General features: G+C 63.6%; 24 protein-coding genes. 16 read left to right on the forward strand and 8 right to left on the reverse strand.

All coding sequences use genetic code 11. From position 1 onward, the window contains the following. The first annotated feature begins 323 nt into the window (after positions 1-323). From kdgD to QMX89_RS02780, 3 genes are all read left to right on the forward strand, one after another. Positions 324-1,235 (forward strand): 5-dehydro-4-deoxyglucarate dehydratase, encoded by a 912-nt coding sequence (gene kdgD / locus QMX89_RS02770; protein ID WP_056845005.1) that lies wholly within the window; start codon positions 324-326, stop codon positions 1,233-1,235. 197 nt (positions 1,236-1,432) lie between these two features. Next, a complete protein-coding gene (locus QMX89_RS02775; protein WP_049860558.1) occupies positions 1,433-2,374 on the forward strand; it encodes an AEC family transporter in 942 nt (313 codons plus the stop codon). A 45-nt stretch (positions 2,375-2,419) separates the two neighbouring features. Beyond that, positions 2,420-3,772: an amino acid permease gene (locus tag QMX89_RS02780; protein WP_049860559.1), complete on the forward strand. Its 1,353-nt coding sequence runs from the start codon at positions 2,420-2,422 to the stop codon at positions 3,770-3,772. Between the two features lie 10 nt (positions 3,773-3,782). On the opposite strand, the gene QMX89_RS02785 is transcribed toward QMX89_RS02780, so the two are convergent. The 5 genes from QMX89_RS02785 to gatC form a co-directional block, all read right to left on the reverse strand. After that, on the reverse strand, positions 3,783-4,817 hold the full coding sequence (locus QMX89_RS02785) for a calcium/sodium antiporter (RefSeq protein WP_282346642.1): 1,035 nt from the start codon (positions 4,815-4,817) through the stop codon (positions 3,783-3,785). A gap of 48 nt (positions 4,818-4,865) precedes the next feature. Next, positions 4,866-5,213, reverse strand: coding sequence for a septal ring lytic transglycosylase RlpA family protein (locus QMX89_RS02790; RefSeq protein WP_049860757.1), 348 nt, complete (start codon positions 5,211-5,213; stop codon positions 4,866-4,868). 149 nt (positions 5,214-5,362) lie between these two features. Then, positions 5,363-6,808: an Asp-tRNA(Asn)/Glu-tRNA(Gln) amidotransferase subunit GatB gene (gene gatB / locus QMX89_RS02795; RefSeq protein ID WP_192001296.1), complete on the reverse strand. Its 1,446-nt coding sequence runs from the start codon at positions 6,806-6,808 to the stop codon at positions 5,363-5,365. An 11-nt stretch (positions 6,809-6,819) separates the two neighbouring features. Continuing rightward, positions 6,820-8,271: an Asp-tRNA(Asn)/Glu-tRNA(Gln) amidotransferase subunit GatA gene (gatA, locus tag QMX89_RS02800; RefSeq protein ID WP_282346652.1), complete on the reverse strand. Its 1,452-nt coding sequence runs from the start codon at positions 8,269-8,271 to the stop codon at positions 6,820-6,822. A gap of 17 nt (positions 8,272-8,288) precedes the next feature. After that, on the reverse strand, positions 8,289-8,576 hold the full coding sequence (gene gatC, locus QMX89_RS02805) for an Asp-tRNA(Asn)/Glu-tRNA(Gln) amidotransferase subunit GatC (protein WP_122741448.1): 288 nt from the start codon (positions 8,574-8,576) through the stop codon (positions 8,289-8,291). 205 nt (positions 8,577-8,781) lie between these two features. Between gatC and mreB the strand changes: the two genes are divergently transcribed. The 7 genes from mreB to tldD all read left to right on the forward strand — a co-directional run bounded on the left by mreB (position 8,782) and on the right by tldD (position 19,213). Then, positions 8,782-9,819, forward strand: coding sequence for a rod shape-determining protein MreB (gene mreB, locus QMX89_RS02810; protein ID WP_008371426.1), 1,038 nt, complete (start codon positions 8,782-8,784; stop codon positions 9,817-9,819). A 136-nt stretch (positions 9,820-9,955) separates the two neighbouring features. Beyond that, complete coding sequence (mreC, locus tag QMX89_RS02815; protein WP_082223639.1) at positions 9,956-11,005, forward strand: rod shape-determining protein MreC; 1,050 nt, start codon at positions 9,956-9,958, stop codon at positions 11,003-11,005. After that, positions 11,005-11,493 (forward strand): rod shape-determining protein MreD, encoded by a 489-nt coding sequence (gene mreD / locus QMX89_RS02820; protein WP_049860564.1) that lies wholly within the window; start codon positions 11,005-11,007, stop codon positions 11,491-11,493. The genes mreC and mreD overlap by 1 nt, the downstream gene beginning before the upstream one ends. 36 nt (positions 11,494-11,529) lie before the next feature. After that, positions 11,530-12,117 (forward strand): nucleoside triphosphate pyrophosphatase, encoded by a 588-nt coding sequence (locus tag QMX89_RS02825; protein WP_049860565.1) that lies wholly within the window; start codon positions 11,530-11,532, stop codon positions 12,115-12,117. A 61-nt stretch (positions 12,118-12,178) separates the two neighbouring features. Then, complete coding sequence (gene rng, locus QMX89_RS02830; protein WP_049860566.1) at positions 12,179-13,636, forward strand: ribonuclease G; 1,458 nt, start codon at positions 12,179-12,181, stop codon at positions 13,634-13,636. Between the two features lie 64 nt (positions 13,637-13,700). After that, positions 13,701-17,516 carry a YhdP family protein gene (locus QMX89_RS02835; protein ID WP_282346676.1) on the forward strand — a complete coding sequence of 1,272 codons (3,816 nt, stop codon included), beginning with the start codon at positions 13,701-13,703 and terminating at the stop codon, positions 17,514-17,516. A gap of 254 nt (positions 17,517-17,770) precedes the next feature. Next, positions 17,771-19,213 (forward strand): metalloprotease TldD, encoded by a 1,443-nt coding sequence (tldD, locus tag QMX89_RS02840; RefSeq protein ID WP_049860568.1) that lies wholly within the window; start codon positions 17,771-17,773, stop codon positions 19,211-19,213. A 41-nt stretch (positions 19,214-19,254) separates the two neighbouring features. Here tldD and yjgA read toward each other — a convergent pair whose 3' ends face one another. After that, complete coding sequence (gene yjgA, locus QMX89_RS02845) at positions 19,255-19,776, reverse strand: ribosome biogenesis factor YjgA (protein ID WP_049860569.1); 522 nt, start codon at positions 19,774-19,776, stop codon at positions 19,255-19,257. Between the two features lie 108 nt (positions 19,777-19,884). Between yjgA and pmbA the strand changes: the two genes are divergently transcribed. The 6 genes from pmbA (at position 19,885) to QMX89_RS02875 (ending at position 25,113) form a co-directional block, all read left to right on the forward strand. Then, complete coding sequence (gene pmbA, locus QMX89_RS02850) at positions 19,885-21,231, forward strand: metalloprotease PmbA (RefSeq protein WP_282346681.1); 1,347 nt, start codon at positions 19,885-19,887, stop codon at positions 21,229-21,231. A 118-nt stretch (positions 21,232-21,349) separates the two neighbouring features. After that, positions 21,350-21,745, forward strand: coding sequence for a FagA protein (locus tag QMX89_RS02855; RefSeq protein WP_282346682.1), 396 nt, complete (start codon positions 21,350-21,352; stop codon positions 21,743-21,745). After that, positions 21,738-23,114 (forward strand): class II fumarate hydratase, encoded by a 1,377-nt coding sequence (locus QMX89_RS02860; protein ID WP_282346683.1) that lies wholly within the window; start codon positions 21,738-21,740, stop codon positions 23,112-23,114. The genes QMX89_RS02855 and QMX89_RS02860 overlap by 8 nt, the downstream gene beginning before the upstream one ends. 30 nt (positions 23,115-23,144) lie before the next feature. Beyond that, the gene (locus tag QMX89_RS02865) at positions 23,145-23,597 is read left to right on the forward strand and encodes a hypothetical protein (protein WP_049860573.1); all 453 of its coding nucleotides are present in this window, start codon (positions 23,145-23,147) and stop codon (positions 23,595-23,597) included. A 2-nt stretch (positions 23,598-23,599) separates the two neighbouring features. After that, complete coding sequence (locus tag QMX89_RS02870) at positions 23,600-24,211, forward strand: superoxide dismutase (protein WP_049860574.1); 612 nt, start codon at positions 23,600-23,602, stop codon at positions 24,209-24,211. 8 nt (positions 24,212-24,219) lie between these two features. Beyond that, positions 24,220-25,113 carry a ZIP family metal transporter gene (locus QMX89_RS02875; RefSeq protein WP_049860575.1) on the forward strand — a complete coding sequence of 298 codons (894 nt, stop codon included), beginning with the start codon at positions 24,220-24,222 and terminating at the stop codon, positions 25,111-25,113. A 70-nt stretch (positions 25,114-25,183) separates the two neighbouring features. Here QMX89_RS02875 and QMX89_RS02880 read toward each other — a convergent pair whose 3' ends face one another. Next, positions 25,184-25,456 (reverse strand): HPr family phosphocarrier protein, encoded by a 273-nt coding sequence (locus QMX89_RS02880; RefSeq protein WP_049860576.1) that lies wholly within the window; start codon positions 25,454-25,456, stop codon positions 25,184-25,186. A 16-nt stretch (positions 25,457-25,472) separates the two neighbouring features. Next, positions 25,473-26,330 carry an RNase adapter RapZ gene (gene rapZ / locus QMX89_RS02885; protein ID WP_049860577.1) on the reverse strand — a complete coding sequence of 286 codons (858 nt, stop codon included), beginning with the start codon at positions 26,328-26,330 and terminating at the stop codon, positions 25,473-25,475.

Genomic DNA, 26,330 nt, shown 5'->3' on the forward strand with positions numbered 1-26,330 from the left:
GCGGCTCGCGCCGCTGCTACAGCAGTACCGCGATCCCTGTAGCAGCGGCGCAAGCCGCGTCGGCGGACAAGGTGATCTGTCTGATACCCCGCGGTGAAGCCTGACGCGGCTCGCGCCGCTGCTACAGAAGTACCGCACCCCTGTAGCAGCGGCGCAAGCCGCGTCGGCGTAACATGCAGGGCCCAAGGCACATCGCGACAAACCAAAATACTTCTTTCCTCCTATTGAGGAACACAGAAAGTAGTTGTACGATGACGTACGACATCAGCCAGCCATGGCTGCTTGGTTGTTCAATTTTCCATGCGACCCAGGGTGTTCAAACAATGAATCCACAAGAACTAAAGTCCATCCTCAATCACGGCTTGCTGTCTTTCCCGGTAACCGACTTCACTGCCCAAGGCGACTTCCACCGCGAGGGCTATATCAAGCGTCTGGAATGGCTTGCCCCTTATGGCGCCAGCGCGCTGTTCGCTGCCGGCGGTACCGGTGAGTTCTTCTCCCTCGCTGCCAGCGAATACTCGCAAGTGATCAAGACTGCGGTCGACACCTGCGCCACCAGCGTGCCTATCCTCGCTGGAGTTGGCGGTTCCACTCGCCAGGCCATTGAATACGCACAGGAAGCCGAGCGCCTGGGTGCCAAGGGTCTGTTGCTGCTGCCGCACTACCTGACCGAAGCCAGCCAGGACGGCGTTGCCGCCCACGTCGAAGCCGTGTGCAAATCGGTCAACATCGGCGTCATCGTCTACAACCGCAACGTCTGCCGTCTGAACGCACCGCTGCTGGAGCGTCTGGCCGAAACCTGCCCGAACCTGATCGGCTACAAGGATGGCCTGGGCGATATCGAGTTGATGGTGTCGATCCGTCGCCGCCTGGGCGATCGCTTCAGCTACCTGGGTGGCCTGCCGACCGCCGAAGTCTACGCTGCTGCCTACAAGGCGCTGGGCGTGCCGGTCTATTCGTCCGCCGTGTTCAACTTCATCCCCAAGACCGCGATGGACTTCTACCACGCGATCGCCGCTGACGATCACGTCACCGTAGGCAAGTTGATCGACGACTTCTTCCTGCCTTACCTGGACATCCGCAACCGCAAGTCGGGCTATGCCGTCAGTATCGTCAAGGCTGGCGCCAAGATCGCAGGCTACGACGCAGGTCCGGTGCGCACCCCGCTGACCGACCTGACCGGTGAAGAGTATGAAATGCTCGCTGCGCTGATGGACAAGATGGGTCCGCAGTAAGCTTCGGAACCGCGGTGCGGCTTTCGCGGCCGCTGACCGCTCCTACGGCGATCTTGCAGGTGCTGGGGATCTCTGTGGGAGCGGGGCGGGCCCGCCAAAGGGCTGCTGCATACACACGCTTTGCCAGAATTTCCCCGCCTCATTCCCCTATCCTCGCTATCATTGTCGTCTGACTCCAGGCAACAGGTTCCCCCGGCATGCTGGCCCTATTTCTGCAGACTCTGAACGTGACCGCTCCGGTGTTCGCCATGCTGTTTTTGGGCTATGGGCTGAAGCGGATCGAGTGGATCAACGACAACTTCATCAAGACCGCCTCGGCCTTGGTGTTCAACGTCTGCATGCCGTCCTTGCTGTTCCTGGGCATCTACCACGCCGACCTGCGCTCGGCGCTCAAGCCCGGCTTGCTGGTGTATTTCGTGGTGGCCACGGTGGGCAGCTTCGCCATCGCCTGGTGGATCGCCACCAAGCGTTGTCCCGAGGTCGATCGCGGCGTCTTCACCCAAGGCGCGTTCCGCGGCAACAACGGCGTCATCGGCCTGGCCCTGGCCGGCAGCATGTATGGTGACTACGGCATCTCTCTGGGCTCGATCCTCGCGGGCCTGGTGATCGTGCTCTACAACTCCTTGTCCGTCGTGGTGCTGGCGATCTACAGCCCCAACATCAAGTCCGACCCCTTGAGCATCTGCAAGAGCATCCTGGTCAACCCGCTGATCATCAGCGTGGTCACGGCCGTGCCCTTCGCCTGGCTGCAGGTGCCCATCCCCAACTGGATCCTGACCTCTGCCGATTACGTCGCGCAGATGAGCCTGCCGCTGGCACTGATCTGCATTGGCGGCACCCTGTCACTGGCCGCCTTGCGCAGCAGTGGTTCGGTGGCCTTGAGCGCCAGCGCGGTGAAAATGATCCTGCTGCCGATCGTCGGTACATTCGGTGCCTGGCTGTTGGGCTTTCGCGGGGCGGAACTGGGCATTCTGTTCCTGTATATTGGCGCTCCTTCGGCCTCGGTCGGTTATGTCATGGTGCGGGCCAGCGGCGGCAACTATTCGCTCGCCGCCGCCATCATCGTGATCACCACCCTGGCGGCGGCCATCACCACCAATATCGGAATTTTCCTGTTGCAGTGGGGCGGCTGGATCTAGACGCTGCTTGCCCACCGGCAAGCATTTACCCGCTAAGGAACCGCAATGGATGATCAATCCACCCCCGAAGGTCTGCATCGGGGTCTGAAAAACAGGCATATCCAGCTCATTGCCCTGGGCGGCGCCATCGGCACCGGCCTGTTTCTGGGCATTGCCCAGACCATCGGTATGGCCGGCCCTTCGGTGATCCTGGGCTACGCCATCGGCGGCCTCATCGCTTTCTTCATCATGCGTCAACTCGGTGAGATGGTCGTCGAGGAACCGGTCACCGGGACCTTCAGCCATTTCGCCAACCGCTACTGGAGTGGCCTGGCCGGCTTCATGTCCGGCTGGAACTACTGGGTGCTGTACGTGCTGGTGGGCATGGCCGAGCTGACCGCCGTGGGCATCTACATCAAGTACTGGTGGCCGGACGTGCCCACCTGGGCCTCGGCCGCGGTGTTCTTCGTGCTGATCAACGCGATCAACATGTTCCAGGTGAAGATCTATGGAGAGATGGAGTTCTGGTTCTCGTTGATCAAGGTGGCGGCCATCGTCAGCATGATCGGCTTCGGCGCCTGGATGCTGGCCACCGGCAATGGCGGGCCCGATGCCAGCGTCGCCAACCTCTGGCAATACGGCGGCTTCTTCCCCAACGGCATCGGGGGCCTGACCTTGGCCATGGCGGTGATCATGTTCTCCTTCGGCGGTTTGGAACTGGTCGGCATCACCGCCGCCGAAGCTGATGATCCCAAGCGCAGCATACCCAAGGCCACCAACCAGGTGATCTACCGCATCCTGCTGTTCTACGTGGGTGCCTTGACCATCCTGCTGTCGCTGTACCCGTGGCAAAAAGTAGTCGAGGGCGGCAGTCCATTCGTGATGATCTTTCACGCGCTGGACAGCAACGTAGTGGCCACCGTACTCAATGTGGTGGTGCTGACCGCAGCGCTGTCGGTCTACAACAGCTGCGTCTACTGCAACAGCCGCATGTTGTTCGGCCTGGCGGTGCAGGGTGACGCACCCAAGACCTTGCTCAAGGTCAACCGTCGTGGCGTGCCCATGAAAGCACTGGGGATTTCCGCGCTGGCAACCGGCTTGAGCGTGCTCATCAACTACCTGATGCCGGGCGAGGCGTTTGGCTTGCTGATGGCGCTGGCCGTGTCTGCGCTGGTCATCAACTGGGGCATCATCAGTATCACGCACTTGAAGTTCCGCAAGGCCATGCGCGCCAACGGTCATGCAACGTTCTTTCCGAGCTGGGGTTACCCGATCACCAACTGGGTATGCCTGGCGTTCCTGGCAGCGATTCTGGTGATCATGTACATGACCCCAGGCATCCGCATTTCGGTGTTGTTGATTCCCGTATGGCTCGGGGTACTGGCCGTGGCCTGGATGTTCAAGAAGCGTCAGGGGTAGGTCGCGTCGTTCAGTGCTGTCGACGCCAGGCGCGCAGGGTGCCCCAGAGTACCACTGCCGCCAGTACCGGCAGCACGTAGAACAGCATCAGCTCTTCCAGTCTCGCCGCCAGCGGCATGCCCGTGGTGAAGGTCACTACATGCAGGCCATAGGCAGCGTAGAGCCCCAGCAGCACCAGCCCCTCGACCCGTGTGACGCGGTATCCCGAGTAGAACAGGGGCAGGCACAGCAGCGTGACGCCCAGCATGACCGGCAGGTCGAAATCCAGCGCATTGGGCGAAACGCTCAAGGGCGCTGGCGCCAGCACGGCGGTCAGGCCAAGCACGCCGAGCAGGTTGAACAGGTTGCTGCCGATCACGTTACCCACCGCAATCTCACGGTGACCGCGCAACGCGGCCACGAGCGAGGTGGCCAATTCCGGAAGAGAGGTGCCGACGGCCACGATGGTCAATCCGATCACCCGATCCGACAGGCCGAAATCGGTGGCCAGTTCCAGCGCCGCTTCCAGTAACCAGTGGCTTCCGGCGACCAACAGCAGCAGACCGCCGAGCATCATGCCCAGGCACTTGAGCCAGGGGGCGGTGCCCTGTGGCGTCGCCACCCGGCCCGGATGCCGCGACTGGCGCCATAGCACGCCCAGGTAGCAGACCAGGCCCAAGAGCAGGATGCCGCCTTCCAGGCGCCCCAGTTGCTCGTTCAAGGCCAGTCCGAATACCAGCGCACTGGCGCCGATCAGCAACGGGATATCGAGCCGCAGCAGTTGCCGGGACACCCGCAACGGAATGATCAGCGCGGATAACCCCAGGGTCACCAGCAAGCTGAAGATGTTGCTGCCCACCAAGCTGCCCACGGCGATGTCGGGCGTACCGACGAACGTCGCCTGCAGGCTGACCGCCAGCTGCGGCGCACTGCTGCCCAGCGCCACAACGCCCAGGCCCACCACCAGTGGCCTGACCTTCAGCGCAGCCGCCAGGCGCACGGCGCCGCGCACCAGCCATTCGGCCCCGGCAATCAGCAGCAACAGCCCTGCGAACAATTGCAGCAAGGTGGGTCCGGGCAAGGTGGCGAGATTGAAAATGACGGCGGCTCCGAGTCAGTCTTGCAGGGTTTGCACGCGCACGCGAGCGGTGCCGCTGCGCAACATGCCCAGTTTTTCAGCGGCGCCTTTGGACACATCGATCAAGCGCCCGCGTGACTGAGGACCACGGTCGTTGATCCGCACGATGACGTTGCGCTGGTTGGCCAGGTTGGTCACCACCACTCGCGTGCCGAACGGTAGCTGGCGGTGGGCCGCGGTCAGGCCGTGCTGATCGAAGCGTTCGCCACTGGCCGTGCGAGCGCCATGGTGGCGCGCGCCGTAATAGGAGGCGACCCCGTCACGGTCGTAACCGCGGGGGTCGATGATGCCGTTCTGGCTGGCGCAACCGGCCAACAACGCAATCGCGCCGGCACAAACGGCATGACGCCCAAATGAACAAACCCCCCGTAGCAGCGGCGCAAGCCGCGTCGGCGGTATCCACGGTCCACAGGATTCACTGCTTCGGGGCCGGACGCGGCTTGCGCCGCGGCTACAGGGGGTGCGCTGTTGCATCAGCCGGCCAGCTTGCTCTTGAGCAGCTCGTTGACCTGCTGCGGGTTGGCCTTGCCCTTGGACGCTTTCATGGCCTGGCCGACGAAGAAGCCGAACATCTTGCCGCGTTTGGCCTCGTCTGCCGCACGGTACTGTTCGACCTGCTCGGCGTTGGCGGCCAACACTTCGTCCAGCACCTTCTCGATGGCACCGCTGTCGGTGACCTGCTTCAGGCCGCGCGCCTCGATGATCTGGTCGGCATCGCCTTCACCATTGGCCATGGCTTCGAAGACCATCTTGGCGATCTTGCCGGAGATGGTGTTGTCCTTGATGCGCTGCAGCATGCCGCCCAGTTGCGCCGCGCTGACCGGCGATTCCTCGATTTCCACGCCCTGCTTGTTCAGCAGGCTGCCCAGCTCGACCATGACCCAGTTGGCGGCCAGCTTGGCATCACCGCAGCTGCCCACGACCTGCTCGAAGAAGTCCGCCTGCTCGCGGCTCGAAGCCAGCACGCTGGCGTCGTATGCAGACAGACCGAACTCACGCTGGAAGCGCTCGCGCTTGGCCGGCGGCAACTCGGGCAGGGTCGCCCGGGTGGTTTCCAGGAACGAATCCTCGATCACCACCGGCAGCAGGTCCGGATCGGGGAAGTAACGGTAGTCGTTGGCTTCCTCCTTGCTGCGCATGGCCCGTGTCTCGTCCTTGTTCGGATCGTACAGGCGGGTTTGCTGAACGACCTTGCCACCGTCCTCGATCAGCTCGATCTGGCGCGCGATCTCGCTGTTGATGGCGCGTTCGATGAAGCGGAACGAGTTGACGTTCTTGATCTCGCAGCGGGTGCCGAACTCGACCTGGCCCTTGGGCCGGATCGAGACGTTGCAGTCGCAGCGCAGCGAGCCTTCGGCCATGTTGCCGTCACAGATGCCCAGGTAGCGGACCAGCGCATGGATCGCCTTGACGTAGGCCACGGCTTCCTTGGCGCTGCGCATGTCGGGCTCGGACACGATTTCCAGCAGCGGCGTGCCAGCTCGGTTGAGGTCGATACCGGTGCTGCCGCTGAAGTCCTCGTGCAGGCTCTTGCCGGCGTCCTCTTCCAGGTGCGCGCGGGTCACGCCGATGCGCTTGACCGTGCCGTCTTCCAAGGTGATGTCCAGGTGGCCCTTGCCGACGATCGGCAGCTCCATCTGGCTGATCTGGTAGCCCTTGGGCAGATCGGGGTAGAAGTAGTTCTTGCGCGCGAACACGTTGTGCTGGCCGATCTCGGCATCGATGGCCAGCCCGAACATCACGGCCATGCGCACGGCTTCCTGGTTGAGTACCGGCAGCACGCCGGGCATGCCCAGGTCGACCAGGCTGGCCTGGGTGTTCGGCTCGGAACCGAAGGTGGTGGAACTGCCGGAGAAAATCTTCGACTGGGTGGCGAGCTGGGTATGAATCTCCAGCCCGATCACGACTTCCCATTGCATGATGTTTCTCCTTAGAAGCCTTCAGGCGCGCGAGTGTGCCAGTCGGTGACTTGCTGGTACTGGTGCGCCACGTTGAGCAGGCGGCCTTCCTGGAAGTAAGGGGCCAGCAGTTGCACGCCGACCGGCAGACCATCGACGAAACCGGCCGGCATCGACAGGCCGGGCAGGCCGGCCAGGTTGGCGGTGATCGTGTAGATGTCTTCCAGGTAGGCGGCCACCGGATCGGCGTTCTTGGCCCCCAGTTTCCAGGCCGGGTTCGGCGTGGTCGGGCTGAGGATCATGTCGACGTCTTCGAAGGCGGCCATGAAATCGTTCTTGATCAGACGGCGAATCTTCTGCGCCTGCAGGTAATAGGCATCGTAGTAGCCGGCCGACAGGGCATAGGCACCGACCATGATGCGACGCTGCACTTCCGCGCCGAAGCCTTCGGCGCGCGAGCGCTTGTACAGATCGGTCAGATCCTTGGGGTTCTCGCAGCGGTAGCCGAAGCGCACGCCATCGAAGCGCGACAAATTCGAGGACGCTTCGGCCGGCGCGATCACGTAGTAGGCGGCGATCGCCTGCTGCATGTTTGGCAGGCTGATGTGCTTGATCACCGCGCCGAGTTTTTCCAGCGCCTGGATGCTGGCCTGTACCCGTTCGGCGATGCGCGGGTCGAGGCCGGCACCGAAGTATTCCTTCGGCACGCCGATGCGCAGACCCTGCAGGGAGTCGCCCAGGGTGGCGCTGTAGTCCGGAACCGGCTCATCGATACTGGTGGAGTCCTGCGGATCGAAGCCCGCCATGCCTTGCAGGAGCAGGGCGCAGTCTTCGGCGTTGCGCGCCAGCACGCCGGCCTGATCGAGGCTGGAGGCGTAGGCGATCATGCCCCAGCGCGACACCCGGCCGTAGGTCGGTTTGATGCCGGTGAGATTGGTGAAGGCGGCGGGTTGGCGAATCGAGCCGCCGGTGTCGGTACCTGTGGCCACTGGCAGCAGACGCGCGGCCACGGCCGCAGCCGAACCGCCCGACGAGCCGCCGGGCACATGCGCCAGGTTCCAGGGGTTCTTCACCGCGCCGTAGTGGCTGTTCTCGTTGGCCGAGCCCATGGCGAATTCGTCCATGTTCAGCTTGCCCAGTGTGACCGCGCCGGCCGCATTGAGCTTGGCCACCACGGTGGCGTCGTAGGGCGCCTCGAAGTTGTCCAGCATCCTGGACCCGCAGCTGGTGCGGATGCCTTGGGTGCAGAACAGATCCTTGTGGGCCAGCGGCACGCCCAGCAGGGCACCGCTTTCACCGTTGGCGCGGCGCACATCGGCGGCCTGTGCCTGGGCAATGGCGTGCTCGGGGGTGACGGTGATGAAGCTGTTGAGCTGCGGGTCCAGCTGGGCGATGCGCGCCAGCAGGGTGCGGGTCAACTCTTCGGCGGAAAATTTCTTGTCGGCGAGTCCGCGGGCGATCTCGGCCAGTGTCAGTTGATGCATGGCAGGCTCTTTTCCCTTTACTCGATGACTTTCGGAACCAGGTACAGGCCATTCTCGACCGCCGGCGCAACGGCCTGGTAGGCGTCGCGCTGGTTGCGTTCGGTCACCTGATCGGCGCGCAGCCGCTGGCTGGCTTCCAGTGGGTGGGCCAGGGGTTCGATGCCGCGGGTGTCGACCGCTTGCATCTGGTCGACCAGGCCCAGAATGCTGTTCAGTGCTTCGATGGTGCGTGGCAGATCGGCGTCATTCAGGCCCAGACGAGCCAGGTGAGCGATCTTTTCCACGTCGCAGCGTTCAAGCGCCATGGGGGTCTCCGGTGGAAAATGAAATACGGCAGAGCCGTGGTTTTGGGGAACACAATCGCACTTCTGCGGTCATATGGCCGCGATCGAGTGCAGGCGTGCCCGGAAAAACAGCCAATTTAACATATTGGCGCCTTGCCCAAAATCCCCGCCGTTGTTAGAGTTTGCCGCACTTTTTTACCCACGCGTTGCCTAGGGTCCTTTTCCCATGTTCAAGAAACTGCGTGGCATGTTTTCCAGCGATCTTTCCATCGACCTGGGCACTGCCAACACCCTTATTTACGTGCGTGAGCGCGGTATCGTTCTGAATGAGCCATCGGTTGTGGCCATTCGGACCCACGGTAATCAGAAAAGTGTCGTTGCGGTCGGTACCGAAGCCAAGCGCATGCTCGGTCGTACCCCCGGCAACATCGCCGCCATTCGCCCCATGAAGGACGGCGTCATCGCCGACTTCAGCGTCTGCGAAAAGATGCTGCAATATTTCATCAACAAGGTGCACGAAAACAGCTTCCTGCAGCCCAGCCCGCGCGTGCTGATCTGTGTGCCTTGCAAGTCCACCCAGGTGGAGCGTCGTGCCATCCGTGAATCGGCGCTCGGCGCCGGTGCCCGCGAAGTGTTCCTGATCGAAGAGCCCATGGCAGCCGCCATCGGTGCAGGTTTGCCGGTCGAGGAAGCACGCGGCTCGATGGTCGTCGACATTGGCGGTGGTACCACCGAAATCGCCCTGATCTCGCTCAATGGCGTGGTCTACGCCGAGTCCGTCCGCGTGGGCGGCGACCGCTTCGACGAAGCCATCGTCACCTACGTGCGTCGCAACTACGGCAGCCTGATCGGCGAATCCACCGCCGAGCGCATCAAGCAGGAAATCGGCACCGCCTACCCGGGCGGCGAAGTGCGTGAAGTCGACGTGCGCGGCCGCAACCTGGCCGAGGGCGTGCCACGCGCCTTCACCCTGAACTCCAACGAAGTGCTGGAGGCTCTGCAGGAGTCCCTGGCCACGATCGTGCAGGCGGTCAAGAGCGCGCTGGAGCAGTCGCCTCCGGAGTTGGCCTCGGACATCGCCGAGCGCGGCCTGGTGCTGACCGGTGGTGGCGCGCTGCTGCGCGACCTCGACAAGCTGCTGGCCCAGGAAACCGGCCTGCCGGTGATCGTCGCCGAAGACCCGCTCACGTGCGTGGCTCGTGGTGGCGGTCGTGCCCTGGAAATGATGGACAAGCACACCATGGATCTGCTCTCCAGCGAGTAACTTCGCGGGAAAGATTCCTGGGGTCGTTTACAGGTAGCGTCTTCGATGCTACCTGTATGCGTCCTGTACTTTCGATCCGGGCCGGTTTGCCGTCACATGAATGACCACATGAACATTTGCCTGGGAGGAGCGGCTTATTAAACCGCTTTTCACCAAGGGCCCCTCACTGGGCGTGCGCCTTTTGGTGCTGGTCGTGCTGTCGGTCGCGCTGATGGTGGTCGACGCGCGCTTCACCGTGCTCAAGCCCGTGCGCAGCGAAATGTCGCTGGTGCTGATGCGTGCCTATTGGGTCACCGATCTGCCCCAGCGGCTCTATGAAGGCGTTGCCAGCCAGTTTGGCAGCCGCACCGAGTTGCTGGCCGAAAACGAGAAACTCAAGACCGAAGCCCTGTTGTTGCAGGGTCGCCTGCAAAAGCTGGCGGCGCTGACCGAACAGAACGTGCGCCTGCGCGAGTTGCTCAACTCCTCGGCGCTGGTGAACGAAAAGGTCGAGGTCGCCGAACTGATCGGCATGGACCCGAACCCGTTCACCCATCGCATCCTGATCAACAAGGGCGAACGCGACGGCGTGGTGCTCGGCCAGCCGGTGCTCGACGCACGCGGCCTGATGGGGCAGGTGGTCGAACTGATGCCCTACACCTCGCGCGTGCTGCTGCTCACCGACACCACCCACAGCATCCCGGTGCAGGTCAACCGCAACGGCCTACGCGCCATCGCCAGCGGCACGGGGAATCCCGAACGCCTGGAACTGCGCCATGTGGCCGATACCGCCGACATCAAGGAAGGCGACCTGCTGGTCAGCTCGGGCCTGGGGCAGCGTTTCCCGGCCGGGTATCCGGTGGCCACGGTCAAGGAAGTTATCCACGATTCCGGCCAGCCGTTCGCCATCGTTCGCGCCGTGCCGACCGCCGCCCTGAACCGCAGCCGCTATCTGTTGCTGGTGTTCAGCGACAGCCGGTCACCGGAGCAGCGCGCCACCGAGGCCGCGCAGGCTCAGGAAGCCGCCGATCGCCAAGGCGCGGCACCCGAAGCCAGCACTCCGACGACGCCAACCACGGCGCCGGCTGCCGCTGCACCCGCATCTGCCACACCCGCGCACAGCACAGCACCGGCCGCCACCCCCGCGCACACGACCCCGGCGACGCCTTCGCGGTCCGTGCCGGCTACAACACGGGAGAGGCAATAATGGTAGGTACTCGCTCGCGCAATGGCTGGGTCATCTGGGTGACCTTCGTTGTCGGCCTGTTGCTCTGCGTGTCGCCGATGCCGCAGTTCATGGAAGTATTGCGGCCGCTGTGGCTGGCCCTGCTGCTGGCCTACTGGACGCTCTCGGTACCGCACAAGGTGGGCATGACCACCGCCTGGGTCCTGGGGCTGGCGCAGGACGTGCTGTTCGGCACGCTGCTTGGGCAGAATGCGCTCATCCTCAGCCTCATCACCTTTCTCATCCTGTCCCTGGCCCAGCGCATGCGCATCTTCCCGATGTGGCAGCAGAGCTTGGTCATCCTCGTGGTCTTCGGCCTGGCGCAGTTGGTCCAGCTGTGGCTGAGCGCCTTGACCGGCAACCGTCAACCTACCTTGGCCCTGCTGCTGCCTGCGCTGATGAGCGCTTTGCTCTGGCCGTGGGTCAGCTATCTGCTGCGCGGCTTGCGCAAGCGCCTGGGCATCAACTGACGGGCCCGTGCGCGGCCCGACGCGGAGACGCCTCGCATGTCTACCCTGTACCTGGCTTCCAGCTCGCCGCGACGGCGTGAACTGCTGACACAGATCGGCGTCCCGTTCACCGTGGTCAAGGCACCCATCGACGAAACCCCGCAGGCCGGTGAAGGCAGCTTTGCCTACGTACAACGCATGGCCGAAGAAAAGGCTCGCGCCGGCTGGGAGTCGCTGCCGCAGCCAGGCAGCGGTCATGTGCTGGGCGCAGATACGGCGGTCATCGCTCAAGGCCGCATTCTCGGCAAGCCGCGTGACGAGGCCGATGCCTTGGCGATACTGGCGTTGTTGTCCGGCAGCACTCACGAGGTGATCACCACTGTGGCGCTGTTCGACGGTGCGCGCATGGACACCTGCACCGCGTCGGCGCGGGTCACCTTCCGCCCTATTGACGAGGCAGAGGCCCGTGCCTATTGGGCCAGCGGCGAGCCAGCGGACAAGGCGGGCGGTTATGGCATTCAGGGTCTGGGTGCAATATTCGTAGAAAAGCTCGAAGGCAGTTATTCTGCCGTCGTCGGTCTGGGTTTGTTCGAAACCGCGGCGCTGCTGCAACGCAACGGCATCGCCTGCTGGCAAGCGTCCTGAGAAGGGCCTTGCGGGCGCGTCATCGCCACTACAATAAAGACACCAGGAACGAGACCCAGCCATGAGCGAAGAAATTCTGATCAACATCACGCCGATGGAATCGCGCGTGGCCGTGGTGGAAAACGGTGTCCTGCAAGAGGTGCATGTCGAGCGCACCCAGCGTCGCGGCATCGTCGGCAATATCTACAAGGGCAAGGTCGTGCGCGTGCTGCCCGGCATGCAGGCCGCCTTCATCGACATCGGCCTGGACCGCGCCGCGTTCATCCATGCCTCGGAAATCTCCCTGCGCGAAGGCTCGAGCCTGGAAACCATCAGCGCCTTGGTCCATGAAGGACAAAGCCTGGTGGTGCAGGTCACCAAGGACCCGATCGGTTCCAAGGGCGCACGCCTGACCACCCAGCTGTCGATCCCTTCGCGCTACCTGGTGTACATGCCGCGCACCCGGCACGTCGGTATTTCCCTGAAGATCGAAGACGAGAGCGAGCGCGAACGCCTGAAGAAGGTGGTGGCCGACTGCGTCGAGAAAGAAGGTATTCAGGAAGTCGGCGGGTTCATCCTGCGCACCGCTGCCGACGGCGCCGGTGCCGAGGAAATCCTCATGGACATCCGCTATCTGCGCCGTCTGTGGGACCAGATCAATGCGCAGATCCAGACCGTCGGCGCCCCGACTGAAATCTACGAAGACCTGGGCCTGGCACTGCGCACCCTGCGCGACCTGGTCAACCCGAAGATCGAGAAGATCCGCATCGACTCCCGGGAAACCTTCCAGAAGACCACCCAGTTCGTTGCCGAGCTGATGCCCGAAATCGCCGACCGCCTGGAGCATTACCCCGGCGAGCGCCCGATCTTCGATCTGTACGGTGTGGAAGACGAGATCCAGCGTGCCCTGGACCGCAAGGTGCCGCTCAAGTCCGGCGGCTATCTGGTGGTGGACCCGGCCGAGGCGATGACCACCATCGACGTCAACACCGGCGCTTTCGTCGGTCACCGCAACCTCGAAGAAACCATCTTCAAGACCAATCTGGAAGCGGCCACCGCCATTGCCCGGCAACTGCGCCTGCGCAACATCGGCGGGATCATCATCATCGACTTCATCGACATGGAAGATGAGGAGCATCAGCGTCAGGTTCTGCGTACCCTCGAGAAGCAGCTGGAGCGCGATCACGCCAAGACCAACATCATTGGCATCACCGAACTGGGTCTGGTGCAGATGACCCGCAAGCGCACCCGGGAAAGCCTCGAGCAGGTGCTGTGCGAGCCCTGCATTTGCTGCCAGGGCCGCGGCAAGCTGAAAACCCCCGAGACAGTGTGTTACGAGATTTTTCGCGAGATCCTGCGTGAGGCCCGTGCCTATCAGGCCGAAGGCTATCGTGTGCTGGCCAATCAGAAAGTGGTCGACCGTCTGCTCGACGAAGAATCCGGCAATGTGGCCGAACTGGAAGCGTTCATCGGACGAACCATTCGCTTCCAGGTCGAGTCCATGTATTCCCAGGAACAATATGATGTGGTGCTGCTCTGAAACGGCCAGTGGAACGATTCTCGACCTGTAGGGCTGACGCGGTACATTGCCGGAGCGTGCCTGCATGGTCCGTGTGAGTGCTGCGCTCGGGGGCTTGATCCGTTGGGCCCTGGCACTGTGCGCCGTGCTGCTGGTGTTGCTGGCGCTCTATGTCAGCCTGGGTCGGCAGTTGATTCCGTTGGTGGCCGAGTACGATGCTCAGATCGAGGCGCGTGCCAGCGAGGCGCTGGGCATGCCGGTGCGCATCGGCAGCCTGGAAGGCCGTTGGAACCGTCTGGCGCCAGTGCTGCTGATTCATGATGTGCAGGTGGGCGAGGGCAGCAACGCGCTGCGCCTGGATCAGGTCAAGGTGGTGCCTGACTTGTGGGGCAGCCTGTTGGCGCGTGCGGTGCGCATTGCCCATCTCGAGCTGGGCGGCGTGCAGCTCAGCGCCGTCGAGGACGCCACGGGCAAGTGGTCGGTCAAGGGCGTGCCCCAGCAACCGGATCAGGCCTTCGACGTGCAGCGCACGTTGCAGCAGATGCAACAGGTCGAGCAGTTGTCGGTGCTCGACAGCCAACTGACCCTGCAACCCTTCGAGCATGATCCACTGACCCTCACCTATGTCGGCCTGAGTCTGCGCACCGCTGACGAGCGCCAGCGTCTGGACCTGCGCCTGCACCTGCCCGACGGTCAGCCGCTGGCGCTGAACGTCGAGGCTCAGGTGCGCGCCGAACACTGGCGCGACGGCCGCGCCCAGGCCTACGCGAATCTGCCGCAGAGCGACTGGGCAAAGTGGCTGCCACGCCGCTATACCCAGGGTTGGCAGCTTGACCAGTTCAAGGCGGGGGGCGAGGTTTGGGTGGACTGGGCAGACGCCAATGTCCAGCGAGCCGTGGTTCAACTCGATGCGCCGGCGTTCAAGGGCGCTTATGGCGACCACAAGCCGTATACCATCGCCGATCTCACGCTGAAGGCGTGGATGCAGCGCAACACCGACGGTTTCGACGTGAACCTGGGAACCCTCGCCATGACGCTGGACGGCAAGCCATGGCAAAGCCATCTGGCGCTGCAGCAGCGCGCGGCAACGCCGTCGAGTCAGGAGCAGTGGCGTGTGCAGGCCGATCGCCTCGACCTGACCCCGATCACGCCACTGCTCGACGCGCTGGCACCCCTGCCCAAACAGGTGGCGGCCATCGTCAACGGCCTGAACTTCACCGGCGTGGTGCGCAACCTTTCCCTCGACGTTCGTCCCAAGGCCACGGGTGCCGAGCGCCTGAGCTACGCCGCCAATCTGGAGAATGTCGGCTTCGATGCCTACTACGGTGCTCCAGCAGCAGACAATGTCAGTGGCAGTTTGATTGGCGACATCGGCCAAGGCGAACTGCGCCTGGACAGCGACAAGTTCATGCTGCACCTGAGTCCCATCTTCGAAAAACCTTGGCATTACCTCAAGGCTAACGCCCGGCTGAACTTCAAGCTCGACGATCACGCTTTCACCTTGATCGCGCCGGCTATTCGTGTGCTGGGCGAGGAGGCCAAGATCGCGGCCGATTTCCTCATTCGCCTGCCGTTGCATCACGAGGCCGAGCCCTACATGGACCTGCGGGTTGGCCTGGTCGACGGCGATGGCGCCTACACCAGCAAATACCTGCCCAAGGTGCTCAGCCCGTCGGTCGACCAGTGGCTGCGCACGGCGATCAAACGCGGCGCGGTCGACCAGGGTTACTTCCAGTACCAAGGCTCGCTGGCCAGTGCAGCCGAGGCCCATTCGCGCAGCATCACCCTGTTTTTCAAGGTCCATGACGTGACCCTGGCCTTCCAGCCCGGCTGGCCGGAGGCGCGCAAGGTCGCAGGCAATGTCTACATCCAGGACGGCGACGTGCGCATCCTGGCTGACCGTGGGCAGATTCTCGACACCAAGGTCAGCGACGTTGCGGTCAGCGTGCCCCACGTGCCGGTCGGTCAGGACAGCCACTTGTTCGTGAATGGCAATTTCGACGGCGGCCTGGCTGACGGGTTGAAGATCCTGCAGACCGCTCCGATCGGTACCGCCGACATCTTCGCTGGCTGGCAAGGCGAGGGCCCGCTCAAGGGCAAGCTGGAACTCGACATCCCGCTGGTCAAGGGGCACGAGCCCAAGGTGGTGGTCGACTTCAGTACCCGTGCGGCGCGCCTGAAGATCAAGTCGCCCGAGCTTGCGCTGAGTCAACTGGGCGGGACATTCCGTTTCGACTTTGACAAGGGCCTGAGTGGCGAGGGCGTCACGGCCCAGGCCTTCGATCAGCCGGTGAAGGCGCAGATCATGGCCGAGGGCAAGCCGGGCGCGCCATTGACGCGCATCGTCGCCGACAGCCAGATCCCGGTGAAACGCCTGGTCGACTGGTTGCAGGTCAAGCAGGCCGTGCCGGCGTCCGGCGATATCGCCTACCAGTTGCAGCTCAAACTGGGCAGCGACAGCCAGCTTCGCGTCGACTCCGACCTCAAGGGCGTCGACATCGACTTGCCCGCACCCTTTGGCAAAGCGCGTTCCGTGGCCCGTCCCACGGCCTTCGTGATGAACCTGCAAGGCCGTGAGCGTCGCTTCGACGTCACCTACGCCGACATCGCCAGCTTCGCCTACGCCGCGCCGCCCAACGACCTGGCCAGCGGCCGCGGCGAATTGCTGGTCGGCGCCGGCACGCCGCAGCTTCCTGCGACCCAGGGCCTGCGGGTGCGTGGCGCGTTGCCGACCCTGGACCTGGAGCCGTGGCAGCAGCAGGCCGAGAACTACACGGGCGGCAATCCGAGTGGCACCGCCAGCCAGGTCATCAATGCCGTCGACTTGCAGATCGGCACGCTCAAGGGGTTCAGCCAGCAACTCGATCAGGCGCGGGTACAGCTCAACCGCAGCCCCGGCGCCTGGCACCTCGCTGTGGCCAGCCAGCAAATCACTGGCAGGGTCGATGTACCCGATGGCAAGGCGACCCCGATCAATGTCGACCTTGACACCGTGCGCTTGCCGCCGGTCGATCCGAACGCGGTCAAGGCTGACAATCCGGTCGAGTCGCCTGATCCCCTGGCCAATGTCGATCCGCGCAAGATACCGGCGGTCAATGTCAGGATTCGCCAGCTGTTGCAGGGTTCGGAACTGGTCGGCAGTTGGTCGTTGAAGCTGCGCCCGACCGCCCGTGGTGTCGCCCTCAACGACCTCGACCTGGGGCTCAAGGGCTTGATGCTGCAAGGTGCGGCGACCTGGGAAGGCGCGCCGGGAGCTTCCAGCACCTGGTTCCGCGGACGGCTGCAGGGCAAGAACCTGGCCGACGTGCTCCAGGCCTGGAAATTCGCGCCCACCGTGACCAGCGAGTCGTTCCATCTGGATGCCGACGGCCGCTGGCCCGGTTCGCCGGCCTGGGTGGGACTCAAGCGTTTTTCCGGCAACCTGGACGCCACCCTGCGTGACGGCCAGTTCGTCGAAGTCGAAGGCGGTGCGCAGGCCCTGCGCGTGTTCGGTCTGCTCAACTTCAATGCGATCGGTCGCCGTCTGCGCCTGGATTTCTCCGATGTGCTGGGCAAGGGTTTGAGCTACGATCGAGTCAAGGGCCTGCTGGTGGCCAGCGAAGGGGTGTACGTGACGAGAACCCCGATCACCCTGCGCGGCCCCAGTACCGACATCGATCTGGACGGTACCCTGGACATGGTCCGCGACGGCGTCAACGCCAAGGTGCAGGTCGCCTTGCCGATCACCAACAGCCTGCCGCTGGCTGCGGTTCTGGTGGGCGCGCCGGTGGTCGGCGGCGCCCTGTTCGTGGTGAACAAGCTGCTCGGCGACCGCGTGGCGCGCTTTGCCAGTGTGCAGTATCGCATCGAGGGTTCGTGGAAGGATCCGCAGATGACCCTGGTCAAGCCTTTCGGTGGCTGAAGGGGCGGTAGCCTTGGCTGTGTATCGGACGGCTGGGCCAGGCCGGGTATTGAAAACGTGTCGGGGCGGACGCATGTAGTGTTCATCCGTCACCGACACCCGCATCGCGCGCATCGCCTCAGGCGACTCGCGAGCATCCGTTTGCGCAGACCGCCTCGCGGCCTGCGAGCACCTACTGACGCAGCGCCGCTAAGCGAACTGCGAGCATCTATCCCGCAGCGCGCGACGCGCCCTGCGAACAGCGCGGAGTAAATATGAGCCAGATGTTATCCACCGTCAGCGACCACCTGCTGGCCCCCGGCGGCCTCACGCTCGACAGCCTGCAATCGGTGCTGGGCGAGTTGGCCGGCCCGGGCATCGACGCGGCCGACCTGTATTTCCAGGGTCAGATTTCCGAGTCTTGGGCGCTGGAAGACGGCATCGTCAAGGAAGGCAGTTTCAACCTCGACCAAGGCGTGGGCGTACGCGCCCAGTCCGGGGAAAAAACCGGCTTCGCCTACAGCAACGCGATCACCCAGGATGCGCTGGTGCAGGCCGCGCGCGCGGCGCGCTCGATCTCCCGCGCCGGCCAGAATGGCCGCGTGCAGGCCTTCAGCAGTCCGGTGGTCAGCCAGCTGTACGGTCCGGACAACCCACTGGAAGTGCTTACCCGCGCCGAAAAGGTCGACCTGCTCAAGCGTGTCGACGCCGCCACCCGTGCACTGGACCCCCGTATCCAGCAAGTCACCGTGAGCATGGCCGGGGTCTGGGAAAGAATTCTGGTCGCGGCCGCTGATGGCAGCCTGGCGGCGGACGTGCGGCCACTGGTGCGTTTTAACGTCAGTGTCATCGTCGAGCACAACGGTCGTCGCGAGCGCGGTGGCCATGGCGGTGGTGGACGTACCGACTACCGTTATTTCCTCGCCGAAGACCGCGCCATGGGCTATGCCCGCGAGGCGCTGCGCCAGGCTCTGGTCAACGTCGAAGCGGTGGCGGCACCGGCAGGCACCATGCCCGTGGTGATGGGCGCCGGCTGGTCTGGGGTGTTGCTGCACGAGGCGGTCGGGCATGGTCTGGAAGGCGACTTCAACCGCAAGGGCAGTTCGGCCTACAGCGGTCGCGTCGGTGAGAAGGTGGCATCGAGCCTGTGCACCATCGTCGACGATGGCACGCTGGCCGGGCGTCGCGGCTCGCTGAGCGTCGATGACGAAGGTACGCCGACCCAGTGCACCACCTTGATCGAAAACGGCGTGCTCAAGGGCTACATGCAGGACAAACTCAATGCGCGGTTGATGGGCGTCGCCGCCACCGGCAACGGTCGCCGCGAATCCTATGCGCACCTGCCCATGCCGCGCATGACCAACACCTACATGCTGGCGGGCGAGAGCGATCCGGCCGAGATCATCGCTTCGGTGAAGAAAGGCATCTACTGCGCCAACCTTGGCGGCGGACAGGTGGATATCACCAGCGGCAAGTTCGTCTTCTCGACCAGCGAAGCCTACCTGATCGAAGACGGCAAGATCACCACGCCAGTCAAGGGCGCGACGTTGATCGGCAATGGTCCGGAAGCGATGAGCAAGGTGTCGATGGTCGGCAACGACCTGGCACTGGACAGTGGCGTGGGCACCTGTGGCAAGGACGGCCAGTCGGTACCGGTCGGTGTCGGTCAGCCCACCTTGAAGATCGATGCGATCACGGTGGGCGGAACCGGCGCCTGATGCGGGTGACGGGCAAGCCGGATGGCCTGCCCGCGGGCCTGTCAGCGCAGGCCGCGTTGGGTTTCGTCCAGCTCGCGGATGTATTTGAAGATCTTGCGCGTGGTGGCGGGCGGCTTGTTGTGAGCCGTCTCGTGCTGGGCCTGGCGGACCAGGTTGCGCAGGTGTTGGCGGTCGGTTTCCGGGTACTCGGCGAAGAACGCCTCCAGCACCTGGTCCGGGCCTGCTACCAATCGATCGCGCCAACGCTCCAGGTTGTGGAAACGTTCGTTGTACTGCCGGGTGGAGGCGTCCAGTTGATCGAGCAGCACCAGAATCGCCTCGATGTCCTGGTCGCGCATCAGCTTGCCGATGAACTGGATGTGACGTTTGCGCGCGATATGCGCCGTGTGCTTGGAGGCGTCGCCCAGTGCCCGCCGCAGAGCGTCGGTCAGGGGCAGGCGATCGAGCATGTCCGGCTTGAGCGTGGTGAGCCGCTCGCCCAGATCGGTCAGCGCATGCAGTTCGCGCTTGACCTGAGTTTTGCTTTTTCCCTCGTCGAGGGAGTCGTCGTAAGAATCAACCATGGGGGCCGTCCGCAAATAAACGCCGCCATGATAACCAGTCGGGGGCCGCTTGTCTGGCCCGGCCGTAGATCGGCCCGCGCCGAAACCCGAATTTGAGTGGAGAACACCATGAACGCACCCCAGAGCGTCGGCCCGCAGGCACTGCCCGTCCTGCAGGAGCAAGTGCAGCAGATCATCGACGAAGCCAAACGCCAGGGCGCCAGTGCCTGTGAAGTGGCGGTTTCGTTGGAACAGGGCCTGTCCACGTCGGTGCGTCAGCGCGAGGTGGAAACTGTCGAGTTCAACCGCGACCAGGGCTTTGGCATCACGCTGTACGTTGGCCAGCGCAAGGGCTCGGCCAGCACTTCGGCCAGCGGTTCACAGGCCATTCGCGAAACCGTCGCCGCGGCGCTGGCGATCGCCAAGCACACCTCCGAAGATGAAAGTTCGGGCCTGGCCGACGCCGCCCTGATGGCGCGCGAGCAGCCGGACTTCGACCTTTACCACGCCTGGGACATCACGCCCGAGCAGGCCATCGAAAAGGCCCTGGCCTGCGAAGCGGCCGCCTTCGATGCCGAACCCCTGATCAAGAACGCCGACGGCACCACGCTCAACACCCACCAGGGCTGCCGCGTGTACGGCAACAGCCATGGTTTCATCGGCGGCTATGCGTCGACCCGGCACAGCCTCAGCTGCGTAATGATCGCCGAAGCCAACGGGCAGATGCAGCGTGACTACTGGTACGACGTCAATCGTCAGGGCGAATTGCTCGCCGATCCTGTTGCCATCGGCCAGCGCGCCGCACAGCGGGCTGCGGCCCGATTGGGCGCACGTCCGGTGCCGACCTGCGAGGTACCGGTGCTGTTTTCAGCCGAGCTGGCTGGGGGCTTGTTCGGCAATTTCCTGGCCGCCGTTTCCGGGGGCAATCTGTATCGCAAGTCCTCGTTCCTGGAAGGGGCGATGGGGCAGCGCCTGTTCCCCGAGTGGCTGACCCTGGACGAGCGTCCGCACCTGATGCGTGCCATGGGCAGCGCAGCGTTCGACGGCGATGGCCTGGCCACCTACGCCAAGCCGTTCGTGGAGAACGGTGAACTGGTCTCCTATGTGCTCAGTACCTATTCGGGGCGCAAGCTGGGCCTGCCCAGCACCGCCAACTCCGGTGGCGTGCACAACCTGTTCGTGACCCATGGCGACGAAGACCAGAAAGCGCTGCTGCGGCGCATGGGGCGTGGCTTGCTGGTCACCGAGTTGATGGGCCACGGCCTGAACATGGTCACCGGCGACTACTCGCGCGGTGCTGCCGGATTCTGGGTCGAAAATGGCGAGATCCAGTTCCCGGTCCAGGAAGTGACCATTGCCGGGAACATGCGCGACATGTTCAAACAGATCGTCGCCGTGGGTAACGATCTGGAGCTGCGCAGCAACATTCGCACAGGCTCGGTCCTGATCGAGCGCATGACAGTCGCCGGCAGCTGATCCTACCGCCGGTCCGTCGCGGCCGGCACGGTTTGCAGCACAGGTGCCCACATGGGCGCTTGTGTTGATTCTCAATATCAATCAATAATAAAACTCATTCCGGCAAAAAGGTGCGCCGATGAGTTCTGCCGTTCACGAATTCGCCCATCTCGAAAACTGGCATTGGCTCGGCCTGCAAATCCGTTGCGCGCTGGCGCCCGACGAGCCGCGACTCATCGAACACTACCTCGCCCAAGGCCGCTACCTGGCGCGCTTTACCCCGACTTCTTCCTGGTCCGTGGCTCACGGCGCCTTTCGCCTGATGCTCGCTACCGCCCTCGATCAAGCCCTGCCGTGGCACTGGCGCAGCCTGTGTCTGGACCAGGCCTGGCGGCCCTTGCGTGACCTGCGCAATTGCGCGGCACAGCCAGCCCAGGTCCGCCAGTGGCAGGACTGCGCCCATCAGCTGGCGCGCTGCGAGCTGCTGCCTTCGATTCCACTCACTGATCTGCTGCAAGGATATTGCGATGAGTAACACCCGTATCGAGCGTGACAGCATGGGCGAACTGCAGGTACCGGAGGCGGCCCTGTATGGCGCCCAGACCCAGCGGGCCGTCGACAATTTTCCGATCAGCCGGCAGCGCATGCCGACCCAGTTCATCCGCGCGCTGATCCTGGCCAAGGCCGCTGCGGCGAAGGCCAACGTCGAGCTTGCGCAGATCAGCGCCGGCCAGGGCGATGCCATCGTGCGTGCCTGCGAACAACTGCTGGCCGACGACTTCATGCAGCACTTTCCGGTCGACATCTATCAGACCGGCTCTGGCACCAGCTCCAACATGAACGCCAACGAGGTCATCGCGACCCTGGCGGGCCGCCTTGTCGACGAGCCGGTCAATCCCAACGACCACGTCAACTGCGGCCAGAGCAGCAACGACATCATTCCCACCAGCATTCACGTGAGCGCTGCGCTGGCCGTGCATGAACAACTGCTGCCTGCGCTGCGGCACCTGGTGCAGGTCACCCAGACCAAGGCCGAGCAGGTTCACGCCTTCGTCAAGACCGGCCGCACGCACCTGATGGATGCCATGCCGGTGCGCATGAGCCAGGTGCTGCATGGCTGGGCTGCGCAGATCCAGGCCAACATCGACCACCTGCAAGCGCTGCAGCCTGCCTTGCAGGCGTTGGCACAGGGCGGCACGGCGGTGGGCACCGGGATCAACGCGCATCCCGAGTTCGCCCGGCGTTTCTGTCATCACCTTGGCGAGCTGACCGGTGTCGAGTTCACCCAAGGCCAGAACCTGTTCGCCCTGATCGGCTCCCAGGACACTGCAGTGGCCGTGTCCGGCCAGCTCAAAGGCACCGCCGTCACCCTGATGAAGATCGCCAACGACTTGCGCTGGATGAACTCCGGGCCACTGGCCGGCCTGGGTGAAATCGAACTCGAGGCCCTGCAACCGGGTTCCTCGATCATGCCGGGCAAGGTCAACCCGGTGATTCCCGAGGCGACCGCCATGGTGGCGGCGCAGGTCATAGGCAATGACGCGGCGATCGCCATCGCCGGTCAGTCCGGCAATTTCGAGCTCAATGTGATGCTGCCGATCATTGCCCACAACCTGTTGTCCAGCATCGAACTGATGGCCAATGCCAGTCGTCTGCTGGGCGACAAGGCGATCGCGACGTTCAAGGTCAACGAGGCCAAGCTCAAGGAAGCGCTCGGGCGCAACCCGATTCTGGTGACGGCACTTAATCCGATCATCGGATATCAGCAGGCTGCCCAGATTGCCAAGCTAGCCTACAAGGAAGGTCGGCCGATCATCGACGTCGCGCTGGAGCACACCGACCTGAGCCGCGAGCAGCTCAGCGACCTGCTCGACCCGGAAAAGCTCACAGCCGGCGGTATCTGACCGCTCGGCGACTGCTGGGAGACCTGCGCCATGCAGCACTGGAAACGTATCACGGAGACGGCCAACGCCTGCTTTGTCCGGGGCGAGCTGATCGATGCGCGCGAACACTACCTGCAAGCCCTCGCTTGGGCTCAGGTGCTGTTCGAACGCTGGGCGGATGTCGACGAAGCGGTGGCCGCGTGCGTCATTTCCCATCACAACCTGGCTGACCTGCATCTGCAACTGCATCAACCCGAAGAAAGCGCCGAATACCTGTGCGCCATCCATGAACGCTTGTTGCGTGCGACGCAGGACCCTCGGCTGCAGCCAGCGTTGCGCGAGGCCGCGTTGCGTCATGCCGGCAAGACCTACGCCGAGCTGCTCGGCTTCACTCGCCAGCATGGCGAATACCCCCGTACCCACCGGTTGCTGTGTGGCGCCGCCGACATCGACGTCGCGCCAGCGGTCACGCAATCCGATCACCTTCCCTACGGAGTTCACTGAAAATGCCCTATACCTTGCCCGCCCTGTCGTATGCCTATGACGCCCTGGAGCCGCACATCGATGCCGCGACCATGGAGATCCACCACACCAAGCATCACCAGACCTACATCACCAACGTCAACGCCGCCATCGAAGGTACCGAGTACGCAGAATGGCCGGTAGAAAAGCTGGTGGCCTCGGTCAAGCAGCTGCCGGAAAACCTGCGTGGCGCCGTTACCAATCACGGTGGCGGACATGCCAACCACAGCCTGTTCTGGGAAGTCATGTCGCCCAATGGCGGCGGTCAGCCCCAAGGCAGCGTTGCCCAGGCCATCGATGCCGAACTGGGCGGGTTCGACGCCTTCAAGGAAGCGTTCACCAAAGCTGCCCTGAGTCGCTTCGGCAGCGGCTGGGCCTGGCTCAGCGTCACGCCGGAGAAGAAGCTGGTGGTGGAGAGCAGCGGTAACCAGGACAGCCCGTTGATGAATGGCAACACGCCCATCCTGGGGCTCGATGTCTGGGAGCATGCCTACTACCTCAAGTATCAGAACCGTCGGCCGGAATACATCAATGCGTTCTACAACGTGGTCGACTGGGCCAATGTCGAGAAGCGCTACCAAGCCGCGTTGAGCTGAGTCTGGCCATGGGATCACAGACCTTCGCGCTGGCCAGTGTTCGCCGTTTTCGTCTGGCACTGGGCACGGTGTTGCTGCTGGCCGGCGCAGCCCTGCTGGTGGGCGAGCTGCTGGACTGGCTCGACCTCGAACCGCGCATCCTGCGCGCACTCGAGGGCGGTGCCATCTGCGCCTTGGGCACCGCCTTGGGCGCGGTTCCGGTATTGGTCATCCGCAGCATGCCCGTCGCGGTGGCCGATACATTGCTGGGTTTCGGTGCCGGCGTGATGCTCGCCGCTACCGCCTTCTCGCTGATCATCCCCGGCCTGGATGCGGCAGCGGCGATCGGTTTCTCGCGCTGGGGCGCTGGTGCCCTGATGAGCCTGGGCATCATGTCCGGAGCTTTCTGCCTGTACCTGGTGGACAGGAGGGTATCCGGCGTTACCCCGGATTACCTGGTGGGCACCACGCAACAGCCAGTGATCCCGGCACGTATCTGGATCTTCGTGATCGCCATCATCGCGCACAACATCCCGGAGGGCATGGCCATCGGCGTTTCGGCAGGCGGCGGCATGCACGACGCCGACAGCCTGGCGATGGGTATTGCCTTGCAGGATGTGCCTGAAGGGCTGGTGATCGCGCTGGTTCTGGCCGGGGCCGGCATGGCGCGCTACAAGGCTTTCCTGATTGGTGCCGCATCCGGGTTGGTGGAGCCGGTGTTTGCGGTACTGTGTGCCTGGCTGGTGCGCATGGGCGAGCTGCTGCTACCTCTGGGCCTGGCCTTTGCAGCCGGCGCCATGCTGCTGGTCGTGACCCACGAAATCATTCCCGAATCACGCAGCAACGGCCATCACAAGCTGGCAAGTCTGGGCCTGTGTGTCGGTTTCTGTCTGATGATGGTCATGGACACAGCGTTGTCTTGACTCTGGTACCTGGGAGGCGGAGGGCTCGATGGCCGCCACCCAGGTCCCGCCTCTCGGCTGCTGGCCTGGCTTACTCGCCTTCGTCGAACTTGTCGTTGATCAACTTGACGATGGCGTCCAGCGCTTCCTGATCCTGCTCGCCTTCGGTGTGCAAGTGAATGGTGGTGCCTTTGCCGGCTGCCAACATCATCACACCCATGATGCTCTTGCCATCGACCAGTGACTCTGGCGTGCGACCGACACGCACCTGGCAGGGATAGCGCCCAGCGACGCCGACGAATTTTGCCGCGGCGCGGGCGTGCAGGCCGAGCTTGTTGATGATTTCTACTTGGAGGGCGGGCATTGCGCGGGGGATCCTTTCAGCTGAGGTCGCGATGGCGAACCTGGACGTTCTTGAGCGACTGCTGCAGCAATCGGCCCAAGCGCTCGGTCAAGTATACCGAGCGATGATGCCCGCCTGTACAGCCAATGGCGATCGTGACGTAGGCGCGGCTGCTGGCAGCAAAGCGGGGCAGCCATTTGAGCAGGTAAGAGGAGATGTCCTGATACATCTCTTCGACGTCCGGCTGCGCTGCCAGGTATTCGGCTACCGGCGCATCGAGCCCGGACTGTTCGCGCAATTCCGGCTTCCAGTACGGGTTGGGCAGGCAGCGCACGTCGAACACCAGGTCGGCGTCTATCGGCATGCCACGCTTGAAGCCGAACGATTCCACCAGAAACGCGGTGCCCGGCTCCGGCTTGTTCAGCAGCCGCACCTTGATGGCGTCGCGTAGCTGGTAGAGGTTGAGGCTGGTGGTGTTGATCTTGAGATCGGCCAAGTCGACGATAGGCCCGAGCAGATCGCTTTCCACCCGGATGGCTTCGGCCAGCGAGCGGTTGCTGTTGCTCAGAGGGTGTCGACGTCGGGTCTCGGAGAAGCGCTTGAGCAGCGTTTCTTCGTCGGCGTCCAGGTACAGAACATCGCATTGGATGTGCTTGGCGCGCATTTCAGCCAGTAACTGCGGAAAGCGTGACAGATGGCTGGGCAGATTACGCGCATCGATCGATACCGCCACCTGGGGCTGCGCCAGTTCGGTGTGGATCAACGCACGCTCGGCCAGTTCGGGCAGCAGCCCAGCCGGCAAGTTATCGATGCAATAGAAACCGTTGTCTTCGAGAACATCCAGGGCAGTGCTCTTGCCTGAGCCTGAGCGACCACTGACGATGATCAAACGCAT

This window comes from Pseudomonas sp. PS01301 (genome assembly GCF_029960215.1).
Lineage (GTDB): Bacteria > Pseudomonadota > Gammaproteobacteria > Pseudomonadales > Pseudomonadaceae > Aquipseudomonas > Aquipseudomonas coleopterorum.

Coding starts and splice junctions, on each gene's coding strand:
- kdgD (WP_056845005.1), top strand. CDS start 324: ATGAATCCACAAGAACTAAAGTCCATCCTCAATCACGGCTTGCTGTCT.
- QMX89_RS02775 (WP_049860558.1), top strand. CDS start 1,433: ATGCTGGCCCTATTTCTGCAGACTCTGAACGTGACCGCTCCGGTGTTC.
- QMX89_RS02780 (WP_049860559.1), top strand. CDS start 2,420: ATGGATGATCAATCCACCCCCGAAGGTCTGCATCGGGGTCTGAAAAAC.
- gatB (WP_192001296.1), bottom strand. CDS start 6,808: ATGCAATGGGAAGTCGTGATCGGGCTGGAGATTCATACCCAGCTCGCC.
- gatA (WP_282346652.1), bottom strand. CDS start 8,271: ATGCATCAACTGACACTGGCCGAGATCGCCCGCGGACTCGCCGACAAG.
- gatC (WP_122741448.1), bottom strand. CDS start 8,576: ATGGCGCTTGAACGCTGCGACGTGGAAAAGATCGCTCACCTGGCTCGT.
- mreB (WP_008371426.1), top strand. CDS start 8,782: ATGTTCAAGAAACTGCGTGGCATGTTTTCCAGCGATCTTTCCATCGAC.
- mreD (WP_049860564.1), top strand. CDS start 11,005: ATGGTAGGTACTCGCTCGCGCAATGGCTGGGTCATCTGGGTGACCTTC.
- QMX89_RS02825 (WP_049860565.1), top strand. CDS start 11,530: ATGTCTACCCTGTACCTGGCTTCCAGCTCGCCGCGACGGCGTGAACTG.
- rng (WP_049860566.1), top strand. CDS start 12,179: ATGAGCGAAGAAATTCTGATCAACATCACGCCGATGGAATCGCGCGTG.
- QMX89_RS02835 (WP_282346676.1), top strand. CDS start 13,701: ATGGTCCGTGTGAGTGCTGCGCTCGGGGGCTTGATCCGTTGGGCCCTG.
- tldD (WP_049860568.1), top strand. CDS start 17,771: ATGAGCCAGATGTTATCCACCGTCAGCGACCACCTGCTGGCCCCCGGC.
- yjgA (WP_049860569.1), bottom strand. CDS start 19,776: ATGGTTGATTCTTACGACGACTCCCTCGACGAGGGAAAAAGCAAAACT.
- pmbA (WP_282346681.1), top strand. CDS start 19,885: ATGAACGCACCCCAGAGCGTCGGCCCGCAGGCACTGCCCGTCCTGCAG.
- QMX89_RS02855 (WP_282346682.1), top strand. CDS start 21,350: ATGAGTTCTGCCGTTCACGAATTCGCCCATCTCGAAAACTGGCATTGG.
- QMX89_RS02860 (WP_282346683.1), top strand. CDS start 21,738: ATGAGTAACACCCGTATCGAGCGTGACAGCATGGGCGAACTGCAGGTA.
- QMX89_RS02865 (WP_049860573.1), top strand. CDS start 23,145: ATGCAGCACTGGAAACGTATCACGGAGACGGCCAACGCCTGCTTTGTC.
- QMX89_RS02870 (WP_049860574.1), top strand. CDS start 23,600: ATGCCCTATACCTTGCCCGCCCTGTCGTATGCCTATGACGCCCTGGAG.
- QMX89_RS02875 (WP_049860575.1), top strand. CDS start 24,220: ATGGGATCACAGACCTTCGCGCTGGCCAGTGTTCGCCGTTTTCGTCTG.
- QMX89_RS02880 (WP_049860576.1), bottom strand. CDS start 25,456: ATGCCCGCCCTCCAAGTAGAAATCATCAACAAGCTCGGCCTGCACGCC.
- rapZ (WP_049860577.1), bottom strand. CDS start 26,330: ATGCGTTTGATCATCGTCAGTGGTCGCTCAGGCTCAGGCAAGAGCACT.